This window comes from uncultured Nisaea sp., assembly GCF_963974195.1.
In the GTDB taxonomy this organism is placed as follows: Bacteria; Pseudomonadota; Alphaproteobacteria; order Thalassobaculales; family Thalassobaculaceae; genus Nisaea.
The window spans coordinates 1-20,084 of record NZ_CAXBDC010000086.1 but is presented as its reverse complement, the minus strand read 5'-3'; the positions used below and the strand labels follow the sequence as shown (position 1 = coordinate 20,084).

Here is a 20,084-nt window from a genome sequence, read left to right as displayed (position 1 = left end):
TGAAGGATGTGGAGGATGCGCAGACCGCGATGGTCACGGCGGCGAAGGATCTCTCCGATCGCGGCGAGCTCGTGATCGGCGGCTCCGGCGGCGACGATCAGCTGGTGTACTGACCGGACGGCAGACGCATGTGATGACATGGCGTTTGATTTAGAGCATTTCCGGGAACAGTTGCTTGCCCGGCGCGTTGAGCTGCAAGCGGTGATGGATTCGGCTTCGGACTCGGCCAAACCTGTCGAGTTGGATCAAACCCGGGTTGGACGCCTTTCTCGTATGGATGCATTGCAGGGACAGGCCATGGCCAAGGAAACGGAACGGCGGCGCGGGGTGGAACTGCAACGCATTGCTTCCGCGCTTGCCCGGATCGAGGACGAGGATTTCGGTTACTGCGTTACCTGTGGTGAAGAAATTCCGCTGAAACGTCTGGAACTCGATCCTGCCGTTACCACCTGCATTGCATGCGCCAGCAAATGATCCGGCTTGCGGCGCGGACGCGCCGTTGGCACTCTCCGCCCCCATGAACGATATGAGCACGAGCGGAGACGGATTTCTCCGCGATATCTGGTATTTTGCCGTACCGTCATCCGCGTTGAAACCGGGTGAGGTCATGGCCAAGACGCTGCTTGGCGAGCCGGTGGTCCTGGCCCGCCAGGCGGACGGCAAACCCTATGCCTTGCGGGATATCTGCCCGCACCGGGGCATCCCTCTTTCCGACGGCCGGATGGTCGGCGATGAGGTGGAATGCTGTTATCACGGCTGGCGGTTCAATTGCGAGGGGACCTGCACGCTGATCCCCTCGATCACCACGGAGCAGGATTTCGATTCGACCCGGATCAAGGTGCGCAATTACCCGCTGATCGAGCGGCATGGCGGCCTCTGGATCTTCATGGGCCGGCCTGACGCGAAGAATACCACTGCCGGATTGCCTGCCCCCGGCCTGCCGGAGATACCGGATTTCGCGGACAAGCCGAACATTTCCGTCAGCATGGATTTTCCCTGCCATATCGATCATGCGGTGATCGGCCTGATGGACCCGGCGCATGGGCCTTACGTGCACAAGAGCATCTTCTGGCGCGACGAGAAGAGCATGCATGACAAGGCCAAGGATTTCGGCCCGTCTCCCTTCGGCTTCGCCATGAAACGGCATCCGCCGTCGAAGAATGCGGCCGCCTACAAGATTCTCGGCGGCGGTATCTTCACCGAGATCCGGTTTCGCCTGCCGGGTGTGCGGGTCGAGCATATCGAGGCGGGACGTTATCACCTCTGCAACCTGACCTGTGTGACGCCGATCGGCCCGATGCAGACCGAAGTGCATCACATGGTCTACTGGACCATGCCCTGGCTGACCCCGCTGAAGCCGCTGCTTGTGCCCTTCGTGAAGCGCTTCCTTGGGCAGGACAGGGATGTGGTGGTGAAGCAGCAGCGTGGCCTCGCCTTCAACCCGCAGCTCATGCTGATCAACGATTCTGACATTCAGGCGAAATGGTATTTTCGCCTGAAGAAGTCATACGATGCCTGGCGAAAGGATGGTGGAGACTTCGATAATCCGGTGCGGGACACGGTCTTGCGCTGGAGGAGTTGACGCCTCCGCTCTAGCAGAGCAGCATGGCCGCCGTTTCTGCTTTCCCGGACGGAAAAAATGGCAAAGATCGAGACAATCGAAGCCCTGCGCGAAATCTACCGGCCCGCTGCCGGGCGTGCGGTTGAGAAAGAGCTGAGTGCGCTTGACCCGCATTGCAAGCGCTTCATCGAACTCTCCCCCTTCCTGCTGCTGGCGACGCACAACGCGGAGGGCGTGGTCGATATCACGCCGCGCGGTGACGAGCCCGGCTTCGTCGCGGTTCCGGACAGCAACACCATCATCATTCCGGACCGGCCGGGTAACAACCGGCTCGACTCCCTGACGAATATTCTCTCCGACCCGACATGCTCTGTGATCTTCCTGATCCCGGGCGTGGACGAGACCCTGCGCATCCGCGGCAGGGCCGAGATCCGCGACGACGCAGATCTGCTTGCCGAATTCGAAGTGAAGAAGCGGCTTCCGGCCACCGTGCTGAAGATCACGGTCGATCTTGCCTTCCTGCATTGCGCCAAGGCGCTGATGCGTTCCCGGCTCTGGGATCCCGAAGCCCAGATCGAACGCTCGACACTGCCGACTCTCGGAAAGATGATCATGGATCAGCTCGGCCTTAAGGACGACGGGGAAAGCCAGGAGCAGATGGTCAAGCGTTACAAGGAAGCGCTGTATTAAATCCGAGCTTCACTCGTCATCCCCACGTACGTGGGGACCTAGGGAAGGCGTGCATTACTCTATGATCGCTGGGTTCCCGCGTGCGCGGGAATGACGGTTGATGATGGGGCGGACATTACCCCGCAACGCCTTCCAGCGCCGGTTTTTCCATCTGAAACAACCTCGCCAGTTCGTCCATCATGGCGCGGACACGGGGCAGGGTGCGCAGGTCGCGGTGTACCAGCATCCACTGGTCGGCGATCACGTCTTCCAGAACCGGCGTGGCGCGGACCAGGTTGGGGTCCGCATCGCCGATGAAGCAGGGCAGAACCGTGACCCCGGCACCGGCGCTCACTGCGAGATGCAGGCTGTTGCCGTTATTGGCACGCACGACTGGGCTGCGATTACCGAGCGTTTGCCGTATCCAGGCTTGCCCCGGCATATAATGATGCTCCTCGTCGAAGCCGATCCAGGGCAGGTAGGCGAGAGAGCTGTTCAACTCATCTGCGTCCCTCCCGGCTCCGCCTATCTGGCCGACCAGCTGCGGAGTGCCATAGACGGCATAATGGAACCGGCCGATCCGCCGGGTGACCAGGTCCGCTGCATCCGGCACCACTTCACGGATCGAGATATCCGCCTCCCGCCGGGACAGGTTGGCCATCATATGCGTGACATGCAGCTCAATCTCGATTTCCGGCAGCCTGTCGCGCAGTTTGACGAGGTGTTGGGTCAGGAATTGCATCATGTGTTCGCCGACCGAGACCCGGACCGTGCCGCGCGCCGTGTCCGACAGGCCGAGACTGCGGCGCTCGATGGCCTGTGCGGCATCATCCATCGCCTGTACGTCGGCCAGCAGCTGTTCGGCGGCGGGGGTCAGCACATAGCCATCCGGCAGCCTGTCGAACAGGCGGGCGCCGATGGCATCCTCCAGCGACTTCACGCGCCGGGCCACGGTCGGGTGGCTCACATTGAGCGCCTTCGCGGCCGCCGTCAGGCTCCGTTCGCGCGCAAGGGTGAGAAACACCCGGTAATCGTCCCAATCGGTCAGCATGGCGCTACCTTAATGCGAATGGGTCGCAAGGTGGCAGTACAAAATTGTTCGCTGCGATGCAAAATTTGTCCAAACCCGGAATATTATCTTTCGGATATTCTGGTCGCGATTGGGATAAGGGCCAGCCGGTCCCGGCCGTCGAGGGGAAGACACGATGCATTTCGAAACCAGACTATGGCAGTTCACCGAAGGGGTTCGCGGCCGGATTAGCTGGGCGATCCTGATCGGATTGCTCGGTGTCAGCCTTGGTGTCGCCCGGCTCGGCCTGCTGGGCTGGTTGATCGGCCGGATCTTCTCCGGCGATAGCCTGGAAGATCTCTGGCCCTCCATTGCCGGGATCGCGCTGGTGATGATTGCCCGCGGCTGGGTCGAGCAATGGCGCAACATGGTGGCGCACGAGACGGCGGCCAAGGTGCAGGTCAGCCTGCGCCGGAAGGTCTATGACAAGCTGGCGAGCCTCGGTCCGGCCTATGTCGGCCGGGAGCGCTCCGGTGCCATCACACTGGCCCTGACCGATGCCGTGGACCGGCTGGAAGTCTATTTCGGCCAGTATCTGCCGCAGCTCGCGGTCTCCCTGCTGGCACCGCTGCTGATCTTCGCTTTCGTTGCCTGGATCGACCTGCCGGTGGCACTGGTCATGCTGGTCTTCGCACTGCTCGCGGTGTTCGCACCGGCGCTCTGGCACAGCTCGAACGAGCGCAGCGCCCGCCGCCGTCAGGAGGCTTATTCCTCCTTCGCCGCCGAGTTTCTGGATTCCCTGCAAGGCCTCGCCACGCTGAAGGCTTTCGGGCAGAGCAAGGCGCGTGGCGATACGCTTGAGGTGAAGGCGCGGGAAGTGTTCCGCAGCACCATGTGGGTGTTGAGTGGTAACGTGCTGGCCCGCGGCATCACCGACAGCTCCATCGCCTGCGGTGCCGCCGCCGCGCTCGGGCTCGGTGCGTACCGGGTGACGGAGGGACAGTTGGAGCTGACCTCCCTGCTTGTCATCATGATGCTCGGCGTCGAAGTGTTCCGGCCGATGCGCGAGCTGCGCAATGTGCTGCATGAAGGCATGGTCGGGCTGTCCGCCGCCAAGGGCATCTATCGGGTGCTGGACGGCAAGCCGGATGTGGAAGACGCGGCGGCAACCGGTACGGCGCCGCTTGAGGCTTCGATCACCTTCGAAGATGTCGGCTTCCATTATCCGGGCGCGCCGCGCACCGTGCATGACGGGCTGAGCTTCGCGGTAAAGCCGGGCGAGCGGATCGGTCTCGTCGGCCCAAGCGGTTGCGGTAAGAGCTCCGTCGTCCGTCTGCTGCTGCGCTTCTTCGATCCAATCGAGGGCCGCATCCTGCTGGGCGGCAAATCGCTGGATGCGCTGTCATTCGAGCAGATCCGCTCCATGATCTCGGTGGTCAATCAGGACACCTTCCTGTTCCACGGCACGGTGGAGGAAAATATCCGCATGGGCCGGCCCGAGGCGGATCACGCCTCCGTGGTCTCCGCCGCCCGCGCCGCCAATATTCATGATTTCATCGAAGGCCTGCCCGAGGGCTATGGCACGGTGATCGGTGAACGCGGGATCAAGCTCTCCGGCGGTCAGCGTCAGCGCATGGCGATTGCTCGTGCCCTGCTGCGCGACACCCCGATCCTGATCCTCGACGAGGCGTTGTCGGCGGTGGATGCGGAGAACGAAGCGGTTATCCAGGACGCGCTTAACCGATTGATGAAGGGGCGGACCACGCTGGTTCTGGCGCACCGGCTTTCCAGTGTCATCGATTGCGACCGCATTCTGGTGCTGAACGAGGGCAAGGTGGCCGAGGAGGGCCCCCACGGAGCTTTGATGAAAGCGGGCGGGCTCTATGCCGGGCTGATGGCCGAGCAGGCCCGCGAGGCGGAGGCTGCTGAAGCGGCGGAGCCGGTGGTGCGGGATGCGGCGGCGAAACCGGCGGCGGAAAGCCTTGCCGACGTTCCCGGCGGCGCCATGCAGGCGCCGACCGAAGGCATTATCAAGGCTGAGGGACTAACCTGGACGCAGGTTGTCACCGAGCTGATGAAAGTCATCATGCCGTGGAAGGGCAAGCTGGTTCTTACCTTCCTTTTCGGCGTGCTCCGGGTGCTCGGCTTTATCGGCGTCGGCGTGCTCAGCGCCTTTGTTGTGCTGGCCCTGAAGAACGGCACGGACTTTACGCCCTATCTCTGGGGGCTGGCGGTGGTGGCACCGCTGTCCGGTGTGCTGCACTGGCTGGAATCCTGGCTCGCCCATGACATGGCCTTCCGGCTGCTGGCCGAAATGCGGATCGATACCTTCCGCAAGCTGGACGCGCTGGCTCCGGCCTATCTGGTCCGGCGGCGGACCGGCGATCTGATGACGCTGGTCACCCATGATATCGAGCTGGTGGAGTATTTCTTCGCCCACACGGTGGCGCCGGCCTTTGTCGCTATTCTGGTGCCGGCCGGCGTGCTGGTCTGGCTCGGCATGGAAAACCCGGTGCTGGCGCTTACACTTCTGCCGTTCCTCGTTGCCGTCGGTCTTAGCCCGTTCCTGATGCGGGGGCGTGTCGATACACTCGGCTCCGAAGCCCGGGAGGCGTCCGGTGAGCTTGGCGCCTTCGCGGTGGACAGCGTTCAGGGGCTCGGCGAGATCGTCGCCTTCCAGCAGGAAGGGCCACGCGGGGACAAGCTGGACGCACTCGGTCAGCGGCATATCGATCTGCGCCTGCCGTTCTTCCGGGAGCTGACGGCGCAGCAGAGCCTGCTTGAAGCCCTGACCGGTCTTGGCGGTCTGGCGGTGGTTGTCGCCGGAGCCTGGCTGACGGCGGCGGGGGTAATCCAGGCGGGTGTTCTGCCGCTGCTCACCATCCTTGCCATGGCGGCCTTCCTGCCGGTCTCCGAGATCGCCCAGATCGGCAGGCAGCTCGCCGATACTCTGGGATCGACCCGGCGCGTCTATGCCCTGAGCAACGAGCCTGTGCCGGTAACGGACGGGCCGGGCGCTCCGGCCCGTTCCGGAGCGGTTTCAATCACATTGGAAGATGTCGACTTCCGCTATCCGGGGCAGAGCCGCCGGGCCATCCGGGACTTCAGTCTGAAAATCCCGGCGGGCAAGACGGTGGCGCTGGTCGGCACGTCCGGCGCGGGCAAGACGACGCTGGCCCAGATGCTGATGCGGTTCTGGGATCCGGATTCCGGCCGGGTGCTGATGGATGGCACGGATCTGAAAGACTACAGGCTGGACGATCTGCGCGGCCGGATCGCTCTCGTTGCCCAGGACACCTATCTGTTCAACGACACGCTCCGCGCCAACATCATGCTGGCCCGCCCCGACGCCAGTGAAGCGGATCTGGAGGCGGCGGTGCGTCATGCCTCGCTCGGCGATCTGGTGGAGATGCTGCCGGACGGGCTGGATACCAAGGTCGGCGAACGCGGGACCAGCCTTTCCGGCGGTCAGCGCCAGCGTGTCGCCATCGCCCGCGCTTTCCTGAAGGATGCCCCGGTGCTGATCCTGGACGAAGCGACCTCGCATCTCGATGCGGTGAACGAGCGGGCAGTGCGCGCGGCATTGGACCGGTTGCAGAGCGATCGTACCACCATCGTCATCGCCCACCGGCTCTCGACCATCCGCAGCGCGGATATGATTGCGGTGTTGAGCGAGGGCACGCTGGTTGAAACAGGCAGCCATGAGGAGCTGGTGGCGAAGGGCGGACTCTACGCCCAGCTCGTCTCTCACCAGCTCGCCTCGGCGGTGGCGGCGGAATAGGTAAACAGAAAAATATTTCCCGGCCCCCGATCCGGGACCTTGGAGCCGTAAAGCTCCTTCGAAAGGTCCCGGATCAAGTCCGGGAAAACGTATCTTTATCTATCTCTATTCCAGTGTTTCCAGCAGGCGGAACCACATTTTTGCGCGCGGCTCGAGGGAGGAGAAATAGATCTTCTCTTCCAGCGTATGCGCGCCTTCGCCGTCGGCGCCGAGGCCGTCGAGGGTGGGCACGCCGAGGGCGGCCGTGAAGTTGCCGTCGCTGCCGCCGCCGGTCGTGGTGGTGGCTTCAAGCTCCAGCCCGAACTCGGCCGCACAGGCTTTCGCATGCTCGAACAGTTTCATGCTGGCGTCGGTGGCTTCGAAGGGCGGGCGGTTCATGCCGCCGGTAACCTCGACGGTGACATCCGGGTTCTGGGCCTTGAGGCCGAGGATCTTTGCCGTGAGTTCCTCGCCGTCTTCCTGGGTCAGGACCCGCAGGTCGATTTCAGCGACCACGTCGCGCGCGACCACATTGACGGCGGTGCCGCCGCTGATCATGCCGACATTGGTGGTCACGCCGCGTTCGTAATCCACCAGCGCGTCGATTGCCTTGATCTGGTTGGCAAGCTCGCTGACGGCGCTGCGGCCATCTTCATGCTTGGCGCCGGCATGGGCCGGACGGCCGGTGATCTTCATCACGAAGCGGCCGACGCCCTTGCGGGAGACCACGACCTTGCCGCCATCGCGGGCCGGCTCGGTGACCAGCACGTATTTCGCCTTGCGGGCTTCTTCCTCGATGATTTCCTGGGAGATCGGGCTGCCGACTTCTTCCTCGGACACATAGAGGAAGGTCACGGGCAGTTTGGTCTCGCGGCCGAGGCGCTGCAGGTGCCGGTAGGCGTAGTAGGGCAGGTAGGCGCCCGCCTTCATGTCATAGATGCCAGGACCGTAGACCACATCGCCTTCGCGGCGGATCTTCAAGGCGTCGTCCTTCACGCCGATCGGGTGCACCGTGTCGATATGGCTGAGCACGAGGATGCCCTTTTCGCCGGTCGCGTTTTCGGTCCTGGCCCGGATGATGTCGCCGAAACCGTCCCGTCCCGGTGTCCGCTCGATGGCGAGGCCGAGACCTTCATAGAGGCCTTCGACTTTTGTCGCGACCTTGTTGACCGCGTCCTTGTCGGTGGTCGGGCTTTCCGCCTCGACCCAGTCAAGAATGCCTTCGAGGATTTCTTCGGGTTCGATCTTCGGGGTGTTCGATTGCTGGGTGGAGTCCGGGCTCATCTGTGCACGGCCTTTCGTGGCTGGTTGGGCGTGATTATTCTGGTTTAAGTGCTGTATCTTCCGGCGGAAGGCGCCGGAACGTGACGGGATCCTTGAACCCTCTTATAGCGCGGCGGTCTTCTTCCAACCATTTCGATTTGAGAATTTCCGCCGCCGCCAGATCGCCAGCGATGGTCTCGCTGATGACGATCTCGCCCGGACCGGCCTCGCCCTGCAGGCGGGCGGCCATGTTGACCGTACCGCCGAAATAATCGAGTCGTCCGTTCAGGGTGACGGCAATGCTGGGGCCGGCATGCAGGCCGAGTTTCAGGCCGATGGGGTTTTCGTGATGGTCCCGGTTGAACGCGAGCACATGCTCCCGGATCGCAAGCGCCGCCCGGACGCCGGATTCGGGTTCGGTGAAGGCGGCCATCACTGCGTCACCGATGGTTTTCACCACGCCGCCGTCATGCTCGCGGACGATACGGGTGAGGAAATCGAAATGCTCGCGGACAAGGCCGTAGGCCGGAGCATCGCCGATTTTCTCGTACAGCGCGGTGGAGCCGCTGAGATCCGTGAACATCAGGGTGATATGGGCAATGCCGACCTCATCCCCGCCGCGCAACACATCCTCGGCGAAGAGATGACGGAACGCCTGCAACGTGGTGACCCTGTGCGCGGTCAGGGCGTCTTCCGCCCAGTCCCGCGCCTCGATGATGACGACGCGGGGACGGTCCGTCCGGTTGAGCAGCATGACACTGCCCGGGGCAACATCCGACGGCTCCCCCGTGATCTCGTCTTCGCGGATGGAGAGGGCCGGAAAGCTGCCATCGGAATAATCCAGAATGCATTCCGGTCCCGGCTCCAGAGTGCGAATCCGGTAGGAGCCGGGCACGAGCCCGACATCAATGACCTCCGTTCCGCCGGGCGCGACACGCAATTGCAACCGGACATGGGGCGTGGACATCGGCCCGAACAGGCAGAACTCCCCATGCACCACCTTGCGGATACCGGCGGCGGGCTGGAAGGTGAGCTCGACATTGCGGGCGAAATCGCGGTCATAGCTGATATTGCAGGAGGTGCAATGCGCCCCCTGCGGCAGCTCGTCGAGCGAGCTTTCCGACAGCTTGGCGCCCTTGCAGCGCGGGCAGAGCAGATCCCAGCGGCTTTCCAGCAGCCCGCTTTTTACTGCTTCCAGACACAGCTCGATGACATGCCGTTCGTCCGCTTCCCATTGCCGCGCGAGACGCAGGGGCCGGATATGCATCAGGTCGATTTCCTGTGCCGAAAGCAGCCAGTCCGCGAGCCTGCGGCCGAGACCGTGACTATAGCGCGAAGCGTCGAGCCGGATCATCGCTGTGTCCAGGCGTTGATTATGAGCTGTGTCCAGCTCAGTCGGCTCGGTTGGATAAGGCGTCTCGGTTTGTTTTTTAGCCCACTCTTCAACCCAGTCGGAGACGCGGTCGAAATTTCGTTCGGTCACCGGAAAGATGACCTTGCGGGCAAGGATGCTGCCGATCAGGTTTCGTGGCTCGATATCGGTGCGGTAATGCACAATGCACCCTTCGCCGTTCGGGGCGTCCTCGAAGCGTACATGGACATTGAGCTGTTTCAGTGGGCCCTTGAGGAAAAGGCGGCGGTGTCTGAACCAGTTGCCCGCCGACCATTCCTGCGGAATGTCCTCCCAGTGCAGGGTGACGAAACCGATCTTGGCCATCGCGAAAAAGCGGACGCTGCCATCCGCCTGAAGCTCTTCCCGGATATCATGCTTCGGCAGCCCGACGGCTTCGTTGTAGCGCCGTGTGTCTGCCAGCGCTTCCCAGACCTGGGCCCGGGAAGCCTCGAAATGACGGACATATTCGCGCGACAACAGCGTGCTCACGATGTGTTGCCCCCATCCGTCTTCCGGGAGGCCAGGAATTCCTCGCCGAGCGGGACATAAAAGGCGGCCGCGAAACCGGCCAGCTCCCGCGCGGGGATATTGAAGGGCGGTTTTACACCGCCGCGGAAATGCGTGCGCACCAGATGCTGCCAGGTCTCGATCCGGGGTTTCCCCTCCCGGTCGCAAACGTGGTCGAACCAGCGCTTGCCGACAGCGACATGGGTGATCTCGTCATCGAAGATGGTTTGCAGGATGGTGGAACTTGCCTCATCCCCGACGTCGCGCATCTTGGTGATCATCGCCGGGGTGACGTCGAGGCCGCGCGCTTCCAGCACCAGCGGCACGATGGAAAGCCGGGCCAGCAGATCATGCGCGGTTTTCGTCGCCGCACCCCAGAGCCCGTCATGGGCGTTCAGCGCGCCATAATGGGAGCCGAGCTCTTCCAGCCGGTCGGCGATCAGCAGGAAATGCTTCGACTCGTCATCCGCGACCTTCATCCAGTCGATATAGAAATCTTCCGGGAGATCGTGGCGGGTATAGCGGGCGATGATATCCCAGGAGAGATCGATGGCATTCAGCTCGATATGACCCAATGCGTGCAGCAGCGCGATCCGGCCTGCCGGGGCAGCCGTGATCTTGCGCTTCGGCACCTCGCGCGGTGGCCGAAGGGCGGGCAAGGCGGGGCGTGCCGGGCGATCCGGCGGCGCTGCTGTGCCTATATTGCTGATGCTGCCATCTTTCCAGGCCGCCACCACGGCGCGGCCGAGTGTTGCCTTCTGCCTTGTGTCGCCGGTTTCAAGCACGGCGACGGCGGCTTCGGCCAAACTGTGGAACTGTTTCTCGCGGGACATACCGGTCCGGTCACTTTCACCATCCATTTCGAAACTTGTACGCGCCCCATGCCCGATTGGTCCACTTTTGGCGGCATTGCAGGCAGGCGGGGCGGAGGCCTATAACCGGATCTTGATTGCGGAGCGATGACCATGACAGCGAATACCCTGTTTTCAGAGCGCGGCGGCAAGGCGGAGCTTGAGGAAGGCTCGACCTTTCAGCCGAAATTCGACGCGGACGGCCTGATCCCCTGTATCACCCAGCATGCGGAGACCGGCGAGGTGCTGATGTTCGCCTTCATGAACCGGGAAGCGCTGACGAAAACGCTGGAGCTGGGTGAGGCGGTCTACTGGAGCCGGTCCCGGTCCGAGATCTGGCACAAGGGCGCGACGAGCGGGCATGTGCAGAAACTGGTTGAGCTTCGGGTCGATTGCGATCAGGACGTGGTGCTGCTGCGGGTGCTTTCGGGGCCGGCCTGCCATGTCGGCTATGACAGCTGCTTCTTCCGGGCCGCCCGGATCGAGGATGGCAAGGCCGTGCTCGATGTGATCAAGGACGGCAAGGCCTACGACCCGGAAGCCGTCTATGGAAAGAAGTCCTAGGCCGATGGCGGAGATCGAAATCCTCCTGCCCGCGATAGAGGCCGCCGATACGGTGCTGGAAACGGAAGCGGGGCGGTTTCATATCGCCGGTCAGCACATTCCGGAGAAACGCGTGATGGCGGACCCGGCAGTCCTGCGCGATCTGGTGCAGGCAGCGCGGGCGGCGGCGAAGAATGCACATGTGCCCTATTCGCATTTCCATGTCGGTGCCGCCGTCATCATGGCGGACGATCCGTCGGGGGCGGTCATCACCGGCGCGAATATCGAGAATGCCTCCTACGGCGCCACGATCTGCGGTGAACGTAACGCGCTGCATGCCGCCGCCGCGAAAGGATTTCGCCGGATCAAATTCATCGCCCTCTCTACCGCTGACAGCCTCGACGGCCCGCTGCAGGAGCGTTCCCCCTGCGGCATTTGCCGGCAGGTGATGCGGGAATTCATCGACCGGGAGGAGGCGCAGGACACCGCGCTGATCCTGGTGGATACGGGCGATGCGGATTTCACCGCCGACATTCTCGATATAGACCGGCTGCTACCCTACGGATTCCGGCTTTAGGCTCATGCGGCCGCGATCACTTCGATCTCGATGAGCCAGTCCGGCTCGAGTGTTTCCACCACGATTGCCGTGGTCGGAATGCGCCGTCCGCCAAGGGCGGAGAGCCGGGCATCGCGATTGGCTTCCGCATAGCTGCCGTCCCGCATGTAGCTGGTCAGACGCACGATGTTGTCGACCCCCATATCGGCTTCGGCCAGGATCCGGCGGAGATTGTCCCAGACCAGAGCAAGCTGTTCCTCAAGAGTGGCTGGAGCCGAGTGATCCGGAGCCAGTCCCATTGTACCGGAGACGAATAACAGCTTCTCGAAACCGGTGAGCAGAATGCCGTGTGCGTAATCCTTTGCCGGATAGATCCCGGTGGATGGATTTATCAGTGATGTTTTCATTCTCTGTCCTCCTTTGATGTAATCCTGCTATTGCGGAAAACTGTTCTGCAAAAGAAGGGTTTGATCGAATGGAAGAAGAAAAAGAGGATTTTCGAAAGAAGGATATTCGCTATAGCGACCTGGATGATTTTGACAGAACGATCTTAAGCGCGCTGACCGAGGATGCGCGTCTGACCTATGCCGATATCGGCAAGAGCGTCGGGTTGTCCGCGCCTGCCGTCTTCGAGCGCGTAAAGAGGCTCCGCGCGCAGGGCGTTATTGCCGGCACGTCCGCACGGCTTGATGGCGCGGCTGTTGGCAAACCCTTTCTGGCCTTCGTGCATGTCGATGCGGATGGCTGGGGAAAAAGCCAGCGGATGCTCCGCTTGCGGAAATTCCCCGAGGTGGAGGAGATGCATTCGGTTGCGGGAGATACGTGCGTTATCCTCAAGGTACGGACGGCAAGCGCTCAGGCCATGGAGGAATTTCTGTCCCAGCTCTATGTGCTGCCGGGGGTGCGCGGAACCCGGAGCTTTGTCGTGCTGTCGACCTATCTGGAACGTCCGGTGCAGGCAGAGGTGACCGAAACATGGCCCGACATCCCGATGCCGCCTGAGTGAGCTGTGCGCTGCTGAAAGTAACGAAGGGGGAAAGCGATGACGGGAACGGATGGGCGTTCGGTGATTATTCTGGAGGCGGGTGAGGGCCGGCGCTACGAGATGGGGAATATCGGCGCCGTCTTCAAAGCCGATTGCGGTGAGACGGCAGACCGTTACTCGATCTCCGAATGGTGGCTGGAGCCGCACACCTCCGGCCCTGGCGCCCATGTGCATGACGATGGCGATGACGTGTTTTTCGTCATTGAAGGCACAATGAGCTTTCTTGTCGACGATGCGTGGCGAGATGTGGAGCGGGGCGGTTTCGTCCTGGTTCCGTCAGGGATCCGGCACGATTTCGAGAACCGTAGCGCGGCCCGCGCGGGCCTGCTCAATTTCTCTATCCCCGGCGCGTTCGAGGGGTACATGCCAAGCATCGTCGAGTGGTTTCGAGAGCATCCGCCCCATCGTGTGAGCTGGGAAAGCTGAGAACCCGCTTATAGAAATAGTTCCGGCAGGCGTTTTACGGCGCTGCACCCGCTGGCGGCTGAAATCCATGCCTGGCTTGGAAGCGGGCCAGCTCGTTTCGTGTCGGACTATGGCCGCAATAGGTCTTCACATAGGCCGGTATCCGCTCCATGCGGAGGGCGAGCGGCTCCTCGACCTGCATCGAGATATAGCCGATCTGGACGAGATAGATGGTCCGGGCGCGGACATCCGCCTCGCCCGGGTCGAAGCCGAAGCGTTCGAAGACCGAGCGGATCGCGGCAAGCCTGACCTCATCCGCGGCGGCGACACGGGCCATCACCGCGCTGGATTGGTGGGCCCAGCCCCGGATGGCGAAATCGAAGCGGGATTCAAACCGGTCCTCGTCGAAAAAGACGCCGATCACGTTCAGCGTCGCCTCGGCCACACTGTCGGCATATTCCTCGCATGCCGAGACGATCCCGCCGGTATTCTTCTCCTCCCATTCTTCGAGAAGGGCGGCGAGGATGGCCGCACGGTCCCGGAAGAACCAATAGAAGCTGGTGCGTGACAGGTTCAGCCGGGTGGCCAGTGGCTGGATCTTCACGGCATCGATACCGTTCTCCAGGAAGGCCGCTTTGGCCGCGTCGAGCCAGATTTCCCGCGATCCGCGCCAGCCCGTATTTTTCGGCTCGTTGTCTTGAGAGGTTTCAATTTTCATGGTGAGAGTTTAGCGGCAGGAAAGCACGGCTTCCAGTGAAATGGACAATGATGAACTTAAACTTGACATAAGTGAACATTTTGCCGGAGCATTCTGGAAACGCAGGAGGCCCGCATGTCCACCGATCCGCTTTTCCAGCCTTACACCCTGAAACATCTGACGCTGAAAAACCGGCTGATGATCACCTCGCATGAGCCGGCCTATCCCGAGGACGGAATGCCGAAGGACCGGTACCGGGCGTATCATGTGGAGCGGGCAAAGGCCGGTGTGGCGCTGACGATGACGGCGGGCTCGGCTTCGGTCTCGCGGGACAGCCCGCCGGTCTTCAACAACATTCTGGCTTGGAAGGACGAGGTCGTCGGCTGGATGCGGGCGATGACGGACGAGTGTCACGATCATGGCTGCGCGGTGATGATCCAGCTCACCCATCTCGGCCGTCGCACCCGCTGGGACAAGGCCGACTGGTTGCCGGTCGTCTCGGCCAGCCATGAGCGCGAGCCCTCGCATAAGGCCTTTCCGAAAAAGGTCGAGGACTGGGATGTCGCGCGGATCATCGAGGATTATGCCGACGCGGCCGAACGGATGCAGCAGGCCGGTGTCGACGGGATAGAGCTCGAGTCCTACGGCCATTTCATGGATCAGTTCTGGTCCCCGCTGACGAACACTCTCGACGGCCCGTATGGCGGCGATCTGGATAACCGGCTCCGCTTCACTTTCGACACGCTCCGGGCGATCCGCAAGAAAGTCGGTGACGACTTCATCGTGGGTATCCGGTACTCGGGCGACGAGTGTCTGCCGGGCGGGCTGACCAAAGATGACGGGATGGAGGTCTCACGCCGCCTGAAGGATAGCGGCCTAGTGGATTTCCTCAATGTCGTGCGGGGGCATATCGATACGGATGCGGGCCTGACGGATCTGATTCCTGTACAGGGCATGAAGAGCGCGCCGCATCTCGATTTCGCGGGCGAGATCCGGGCCGAGACGAAGTTTCCGACATTCCATGCCTCGAAAATTCAGGATGTCGCGACGGCGCGCCATGCCATCGCCAGCGGCAAGCTCGACATGGTCGGCATGACCCGCGCCCATATGGCCGACCCGCATATCGTCGCCAAGATCCTGCGCGGCGAGGAGGACCGTATCCGTCCATGCGTCGGAGCGAATTACTGCCTCGACCGGATCTATCAGGGCGGCATGGCGCTCTGCCTGCATAACCCGGCGACCGGGCGGGAGCTGGAACAGCCGCACGACATTCCGAAAGCGCAAGAAGTCCGCCGCATTGTCGTGATCGGTGCGGGGCCGGCCGGGCTGGAAGCCGCGCGTGTCGCGGCAGCCCGGGGGCATGAGGTGATCGTGCATGAAGCGGCGAACGATCCGGGCGGGCAGGTGCGCCTTACCGCGTTGACGCCACGCCGGCAGGAGATGATTTCGCTGATCGACTGGCGTTTCCAGGAATGCTCCCGGATGGGCGTGACCTTCCATTTCAACAGCTTCGCCGATGAGGAGACGGTGCGCGCCGAAAACCCGGATGTGGTGATCGTGGCGACCGGCGGGCTTCCCCATACGGAGGTACTGGGGGAGGGAAACGATCTGGCCGTGTCAGCATGGGATATCCTCTCCGGCGACGTTCAGCCGGGCCTGAATGTTCTGATCTATGACGATGCCGGTGACTATGCGGGGCTTCAGGCTGCCGAGAAAATCGCAGCGACCGGGGCGAAAACCGAGATCATGACGCGGGACCGGAGCTTCGCGTCCGAGGTCATGGCGATGTCTCTGACGCCGTCGATGCGGGAGCTGCAGAAGCAGGATGTGACCTTTACCGTGACCTGGCGGCTTGACGATGTCCGGCGCGAGGGTAACGGGCTACTAGCCACGGTCGGCAGCGATTATGGCGGGATCACGCGGGAACGGCAGGTGGATCAGGTTGTCATCAATCACGGCACCCGTCCTCTGGATGATCTCTATTTCGAGCTGCGTCCGAACTCCAGCAATCTGGGGGAGGTGGATTACGAAGCCCTCATTGATGGCCGGCCCCAGGATATTGTCCGGAATGAGGAGGGCGGGTATCAGCTCTTCCGCATTGGCGATGCCGTCGCGGCGCGGAACACGCACGCGGCGATCTATGATGCGCTGCGTCTTGTGAAGGTGCTGTAAGGCGGCTCTTACTGGAACAGGCCGAGCAGGGTCTGCGGGCGCTGGTTGGCGAGGCCAAGGGTCTGGACCGCGAGCTGTTCCTGCACCTGAAAGGCGGTCAGGCGCGCGCTTTCGCGGGCCATGTCCGCATCGACGATATTGCCGAGTCCTTCTTCCACCGCGTCGCGCTGGCTTTCCAGGAACTCGGTCTGCAGATTGAGCGCGCGCATGTCGGCTCCGAGCTGACCGAGAGCGACTCCGATCGTTTCCATCTCCGTTTCCCAGACGTCCAGAGCGTCGAGGGCATTTGCCGTCGTGCTGATATCCTCATTGTTGAGGCGGGCGTAGCTGACATCAAGGTGATGGCCGCGGACGGTCAGTGTGCCGCCATTGGCATTCGAGAGAACGTTGATGTTGTTCGGGGTGCCAATGGCAAGATTGAAGGCAATGGCATTCTCGACCACGACATTCTCACCGTTGAAACTCGAATTCTCGAGGATCTGGCGGAACTGCGCGATCATTTCTTCATAATCGTTCTGAAGAATTTGCTGCTGCTGATCGGTATTGGCCGGATTGGCTGCTTCGGTGATTTTCTTGCGGATGTCCGCCATCAGATCCGAGACAGCCGTCGCGCCGGCTATGCCGACCGTGGCGACGCCCTTGGCGTTGTTCAGTCCCTTTATGACGGCTTCGATCGCCCTGACTTCGGTCCTGATGCCCTGTGCGATGGCGAAGTTCGAGGCGTCCTCCACCGCGCCGGTTACACGCAGACCGGTAGAGACATGGTTCTGCACCATGTCTTTGGAGCGCTGGATGTACGACAGATTCCTGAGAGCCGTCATCGCGGGCGGATTTGTCAGCACCGAGTTCATGGTGCGTTAATAAGCAAGAGCTGTGCCGGAAAATATTTCCCGGATCAAAGTCGTTGAAAATTTGCGGGTTATAGAGCCTTCACCGCCTCCAGCACGGCCTCGGCATGACCCGGGACCTTTACCTTGCGCCAGACATTGCGCACCACGCCCTCGCCGTCGATCAGGAAGGTCGCCCGCTCGATGCCCATGTATTTCCGGCCATACATGTTCTTCTCGACCCAGACGCCGAATTTCTCGCAGACATCGCTTTCCTCATCGGAGGCCAGCGTGAAGGGCAGGTCGTACTTGGCCTTGAACTTGTCGTGCTTGGCCACAGGGTCCTTCGAGACGCCGATGATCTCGGCATCGATACCGGAGAAGTCGGGCATCGCGTCGCGGAAGGCGCAGGCTTCCTTGGTGCAGCCGGGCGTGTCGTCCTTCGGGTAGAAATAGAGCACCACTTTCCTGCCCTTGAGACCCGTGAGCGAGACAGTCCCGCCGCCATCCGTCGCCATGCTGAATTCAGGTGCCTTTTCGCCGACATCGACCATTCGAAAGTCTCCGGAGGTGGGAAATTACAAGATTATTGAAGTATTTGGCCTGCCGCGCCTGATCGTCAAGGCGTGACCGTCAAACCGCGTGACGAGGGGTCACGGGCTGAAGATCAGCATCAGATAGGCTAGGAATAGAACCAGATGCACCGCCCCCTGCAGCACGCTGGTACGGATGCCGCCGAATGTCATGCTGCTCATCAGCAGGGTAAGCAGCAGCATGACCATGGAGGTTTCGTCGAGGCCGAGGGTGATCGGCTGTGAGGTGACAAGGCTGATGGCGAGTGCGGCCGGCACGGTCAGGCCGATGGTGGAGAGAGCCGCGCCGAGCAGCAGGTTGACCGAGCGTTGCAGCCGGTTCGCCCGGGCGGCCCGAAGAGCCGCGAGACCTTCCGGCATCAAAACCAGCAGCGCGATGATGACACCGCCGACGGCCGGCGGAGCGGCAATTTCGACAATCCCGAAATCGACAATCGTGGCCAGTCTTTCCGCCAGAAGAATGATGGGGAGCAGGGTCAGGATCAGGAATGCCGCATGGAAGCTGGCTGTCGGCTTTCGTTCCAGAATTTGGTCCGGATGGAATGCATCCGCTGCCGCGTCCGCATCGCCCGGGGCTTCCGGCTCCTCGAAGAATGTCCGGTGCCGGGTGGTCTGGATGCCGAGGAAAACGGCATAGAGCAGGACGGTGACGCAGGCAAAGAACGCCGCCTGGTACGGATCGAAGGTCGGGTTCGGTGTTGATGTGGTGAAGTTCGGCAGGACCAGGGCGAAGACGGCAAGAGGCAGCAGGACGGCGATGAAGGCGCGGGCCCCGGGCAGGTTGTAGTCCTGTTGCCCGTGGCGCAGGCCGCCGAGCAGCAGCGACGCACCCGCCAGCCCGTTCAGTACCATCATGAGCACCGCGAACATGGTATCGCGGGCCAGCGTCGGCGCGGCCTCTCCGGTCAGCATGACGGCGGCGATCAGCGCCACTTCGATGCCGACGACGGCCAGCGTCAGAACCAGCGTGCCATAGGGCTCACCCAGGGCTTCTGCCAGCCGGTCCGCGTGCCGGACGACACCGAAGGCCCCCCAGAGCATGGCGCCGAACAGCCAGGCGAACATCAGACCGGCCATGACCGGGTCCTGGAGGTTGCCGATCAGACGGTCGGCACCGAGCTCGAAGGCTGCATAAGTGGATGCTCCAACCACGAGAGGCAGAACATATTTCAGGATATGTGTAGCAACGCGCGACGCTTTTCTGGACGCAGTGGCGGGCACTGAGGCACTCCGTAGGCTAAGGAGGTGAACCGAGCCTCTTAGATAGCAGGCCACAGGCCCGAAATCCAAACAGAGACCTGCCGCTGGATCAGCTTTTATCCTGTTTCAGGATCAGGTCGATGAAGGGGGCGGCAAACTTCTCCAGTTTTGCCTCGCCAACGCCGTGGACCGCCGAGAAGCTTTCCTTGCAGGTGGGGCGTTTGGCGGCCATGTCCGCGAGGCTGCGGTCGGTGAAAACCACATAGGCGGGCACGTTGCCTTCGCGGGCGATTTCCGAGCGGAGCTGCTTCAGGGCCTTGAACAGTTTCAGCTCCGGGCCGCTCATGGTCTCGGTCGGGACGCTTGTGGAGCGGGCGGTCTTGCTCTGGCGTTCACGGCGCAGGCTGTCGCGGCGATAGCGGAAGGGCAACTCGCCGCGCAGCAGGGCATGACCCTTGTCGCTGACGGACAGGCCACCGAAGCCTTGTATATCGAGAGTGAGGAAACCGTTGGCGACAAGCTGGCGGATCAGGGATTGCCAATCCTTTGCATTGTGCGCGGTTCCGGCACCGTAAGTCTCGACGCTTTCATGCCCGAACTTGCGGATACGTTCCGTATTGCCGCCGCGCAGCACGTCCACGATATGCACCGTGCCGAAGCGCTCCCCCGTGGCCTGAATGGTTTTGAGAGCAAGACCCGCTTCCTCGCTGCCATCGACCAGATCCATCGGCTCCAGGCAGGCATCGCAATTGCCGCAGGGCTCCGACTCCTCGCCGAAATAGCGCAGCAGGGACTGGCGCCGGCATTCCGCCGCCTCGCAATAGGCGATCAGCGCGTCCAGCCGCTTGTGCTCGCGCCGCCGGCGGTCGCCGTCCTCATGTTCCTGATCGATGAACATCCGCCGCATGCGGATATCGTCGAGGCCGTAGAGCATCAGCGCGCGTGCAGGCGCTCCATCGCGTCCGGCGCGGCCGAATTCCTGGTAATAGGCCTCGACGCTGCCCGGCATGTCCGTGTGCAGCACGAAGCGCAC

At 62.3% G+C, this 20,084-nt stretch carries 19 protein-coding genes; 9 read left to right on the top strand and 10 right to left on the bottom strand.

Features of this window, described 5'->3' with window-relative positions:
* The first annotated feature begins 138 nt into the window (after window positions 1-138).
* The 3 genes from AAC126_RS16845 to AAC126_RS16835 are packed head-to-tail and all read left to right on the top strand — an operon-like array spanning window position 139 to window position 2,251.
* Complete coding sequence (locus tag AAC126_RS16845; RefSeq protein WP_339855410.1) at window positions 139-474, top strand: TraR/DksA family transcriptional regulator; 336 nt, start codon at window positions 139-141, stop codon at window positions 472-474.
* A gap of 52 nt (window positions 475-526) precedes the next feature.
* Window positions 527-1,582: an aromatic ring-hydroxylating dioxygenase subunit alpha gene (locus tag AAC126_RS16840; protein WP_339855408.1), complete on the top strand. Its 1,056-nt coding sequence runs from the start codon at window positions 527-529 to the stop codon at window positions 1,580-1,582.
* A 57-nt stretch (window positions 1,583-1,639) separates the two neighbouring features.
* Window positions 1,640-2,251: a pyridoxamine 5'-phosphate oxidase family protein gene (locus AAC126_RS16835; protein ID WP_339855406.1), complete on the top strand. Its 612-nt coding sequence runs from the start codon at window positions 1,640-1,642 to the stop codon at window positions 2,249-2,251.
* Window positions 2,252-2,366: 115 nt separating this feature from the next.
* Here AAC126_RS16835 and AAC126_RS16830 read toward each other — a convergent pair whose 3' ends face one another.
* Window positions 2,367-3,281, bottom strand: a complete 915-nt coding sequence (locus tag AAC126_RS16830) for a LysR family transcriptional regulator (RefSeq protein WP_339855404.1) — start codon at window positions 3,279-3,281, stop codon at window positions 2,367-2,369.
* Between the two features lie 154 nt (window positions 3,282-3,435).
* Here AAC126_RS16830 and AAC126_RS16825 point away from each other — a divergent pair, with 154 nt between their 5' ends.
* Complete coding sequence (locus tag AAC126_RS16825; RefSeq protein WP_339855402.1) at window positions 3,436-7,020, top strand: ABC transporter ATP-binding protein; 3,585 nt, start codon at window positions 3,436-3,438, stop codon at window positions 7,018-7,020.
* A 105-nt stretch (window positions 7,021-7,125) separates the two neighbouring features.
* Here AAC126_RS16825 and AAC126_RS16820 read toward each other — a convergent pair whose 3' ends face one another.
* From AAC126_RS16820 to AAC126_RS16810, 3 genes are read right to left on the bottom strand one after another with little or no spacing between them, the layout of a single operon-like run.
* Window positions 7,126-8,283 (bottom strand): M20 family metallopeptidase, encoded by a 1,158-nt coding sequence (locus AAC126_RS16820; RefSeq protein ID WP_339855400.1) that lies wholly within the window; start codon window positions 8,281-8,283, stop codon window positions 7,126-7,128.
* 34 nt (window positions 8,284-8,317) lie between these two features.
* Window positions 8,318-10,144, bottom strand: coding sequence for an adenylate/guanylate cyclase domain-containing protein (locus tag AAC126_RS16815; RefSeq protein ID WP_339855397.1), 1,827 nt, complete (start codon window positions 10,142-10,144; stop codon window positions 8,318-8,320).
* Complete coding sequence (locus AAC126_RS16810) at window positions 10,141-11,022, bottom strand: ferritin-like domain-containing protein (protein WP_339855395.1); 882 nt, start codon at window positions 11,020-11,022, stop codon at window positions 10,141-10,143. Before AAC126_RS16810 ends, AAC126_RS16815 begins: the two co-directional genes overlap by 4 nt.
* Window positions 11,023-11,127: 105 nt before the next feature.
* Here AAC126_RS16810 and hisI point away from each other — a divergent pair, with 105 nt between their 5' ends.
* Window positions 11,128-11,577 (top strand): phosphoribosyl-AMP cyclohydrolase, encoded by a 450-nt coding sequence (hisI, locus tag AAC126_RS16805; RefSeq protein WP_339855393.1) that lies wholly within the window; start codon window positions 11,128-11,130, stop codon window positions 11,575-11,577.
* Window positions 11,578-11,581: 4 nt separating this feature from the next.
* On the top strand, window positions 11,582-12,133 hold the full coding sequence (cdd, locus tag AAC126_RS16800) for a cytidine deaminase (RefSeq protein WP_339855390.1): 552 nt from the start codon (window positions 11,582-11,584) through the stop codon (window positions 12,131-12,133).
* A 2-nt stretch (window positions 12,134-12,135) separates the two neighbouring features.
* Here the strand turns inward: cdd and AAC126_RS16795 are convergent, their stop codons facing one another.
* Complete coding sequence (locus tag AAC126_RS16795; protein WP_339855389.1) at window positions 12,136-12,519, bottom strand: RidA family protein; 384 nt, start codon at window positions 12,517-12,519, stop codon at window positions 12,136-12,138.
* Window positions 12,520-12,587: 68 nt separating this feature from the next.
* Here AAC126_RS16795 and AAC126_RS16790 point away from each other — a divergent pair, with 68 nt between their 5' ends.
* Together AAC126_RS16790 and AAC126_RS16785 are read left to right on the top strand one after the other, a co-directional pair.
* On the top strand, window positions 12,588-13,118 hold the full coding sequence (locus AAC126_RS16790) for an Lrp/AsnC family transcriptional regulator (RefSeq protein WP_339855387.1): 531 nt from the start codon (window positions 12,588-12,590) through the stop codon (window positions 13,116-13,118).
* A 36-nt stretch (window positions 13,119-13,154) separates the two neighbouring features.
* A complete protein-coding gene (locus AAC126_RS16785; RefSeq protein ID WP_339855385.1) occupies window positions 13,155-13,583 on the top strand; it encodes a cupin domain-containing protein in 429 nt (142 codons plus the stop codon).
* A gap of 34 nt (window positions 13,584-13,617) precedes the next feature.
* On the opposite strand, the gene AAC126_RS16780 is transcribed toward AAC126_RS16785, so the two are convergent.
* A complete protein-coding gene (locus AAC126_RS16780; RefSeq protein ID WP_339855383.1) occupies window positions 13,618-14,280 on the bottom strand; it encodes a TetR/AcrR family transcriptional regulator in 663 nt (220 codons plus the stop codon).
* A 114-nt stretch (window positions 14,281-14,394) separates the two neighbouring features.
* On the opposite strand from AAC126_RS16780, the gene AAC126_RS16775 reads away from it, so the two are divergent.
* Window positions 14,395-16,431: an NADH:flavin oxidoreductase gene (locus AAC126_RS16775; protein ID WP_339855382.1), complete on the top strand. Its 2,037-nt coding sequence runs from the start codon at window positions 14,395-14,397 to the stop codon at window positions 16,429-16,431.
* 8 nt (window positions 16,432-16,439) lie between these two features.
* Here AAC126_RS16775 and AAC126_RS16770 read toward each other — a convergent pair whose 3' ends face one another.
* The 4 genes from AAC126_RS16770 to AAC126_RS16755 form a co-directional block, all read right to left on the bottom strand.
* A complete protein-coding gene (locus tag AAC126_RS16770) occupies window positions 16,440-17,282 on the bottom strand; it encodes a flagellin (RefSeq protein ID WP_339855380.1) in 843 nt (280 codons plus the stop codon).
* Between the two features lie 68 nt (window positions 17,283-17,350).
* Window positions 17,351-17,812, bottom strand: a complete 462-nt coding sequence (gene bcp, locus AAC126_RS16765; protein WP_339855378.1) for a thioredoxin-dependent thiol peroxidase — start codon at window positions 17,810-17,812, stop codon at window positions 17,351-17,353.
* A gap of 99 nt (window positions 17,813-17,911) precedes the next feature.
* The gene (locus AAC126_RS16760) at window positions 17,912-19,072 is read right to left on the bottom strand and encodes a hypothetical protein (RefSeq protein ID WP_339855376.1); all 1,161 of its coding nucleotides are present in this window, start codon (window positions 19,070-19,072) and stop codon (window positions 17,912-17,914) included.
* A gap of 88 nt (window positions 19,073-19,160) precedes the next feature.
* On the bottom strand, window positions 19,161-20,084 hold a 924-nt coding region (locus AAC126_RS16755), incomplete at its 5' end, for an RQC domain-containing protein (RefSeq protein ID WP_339855374.1).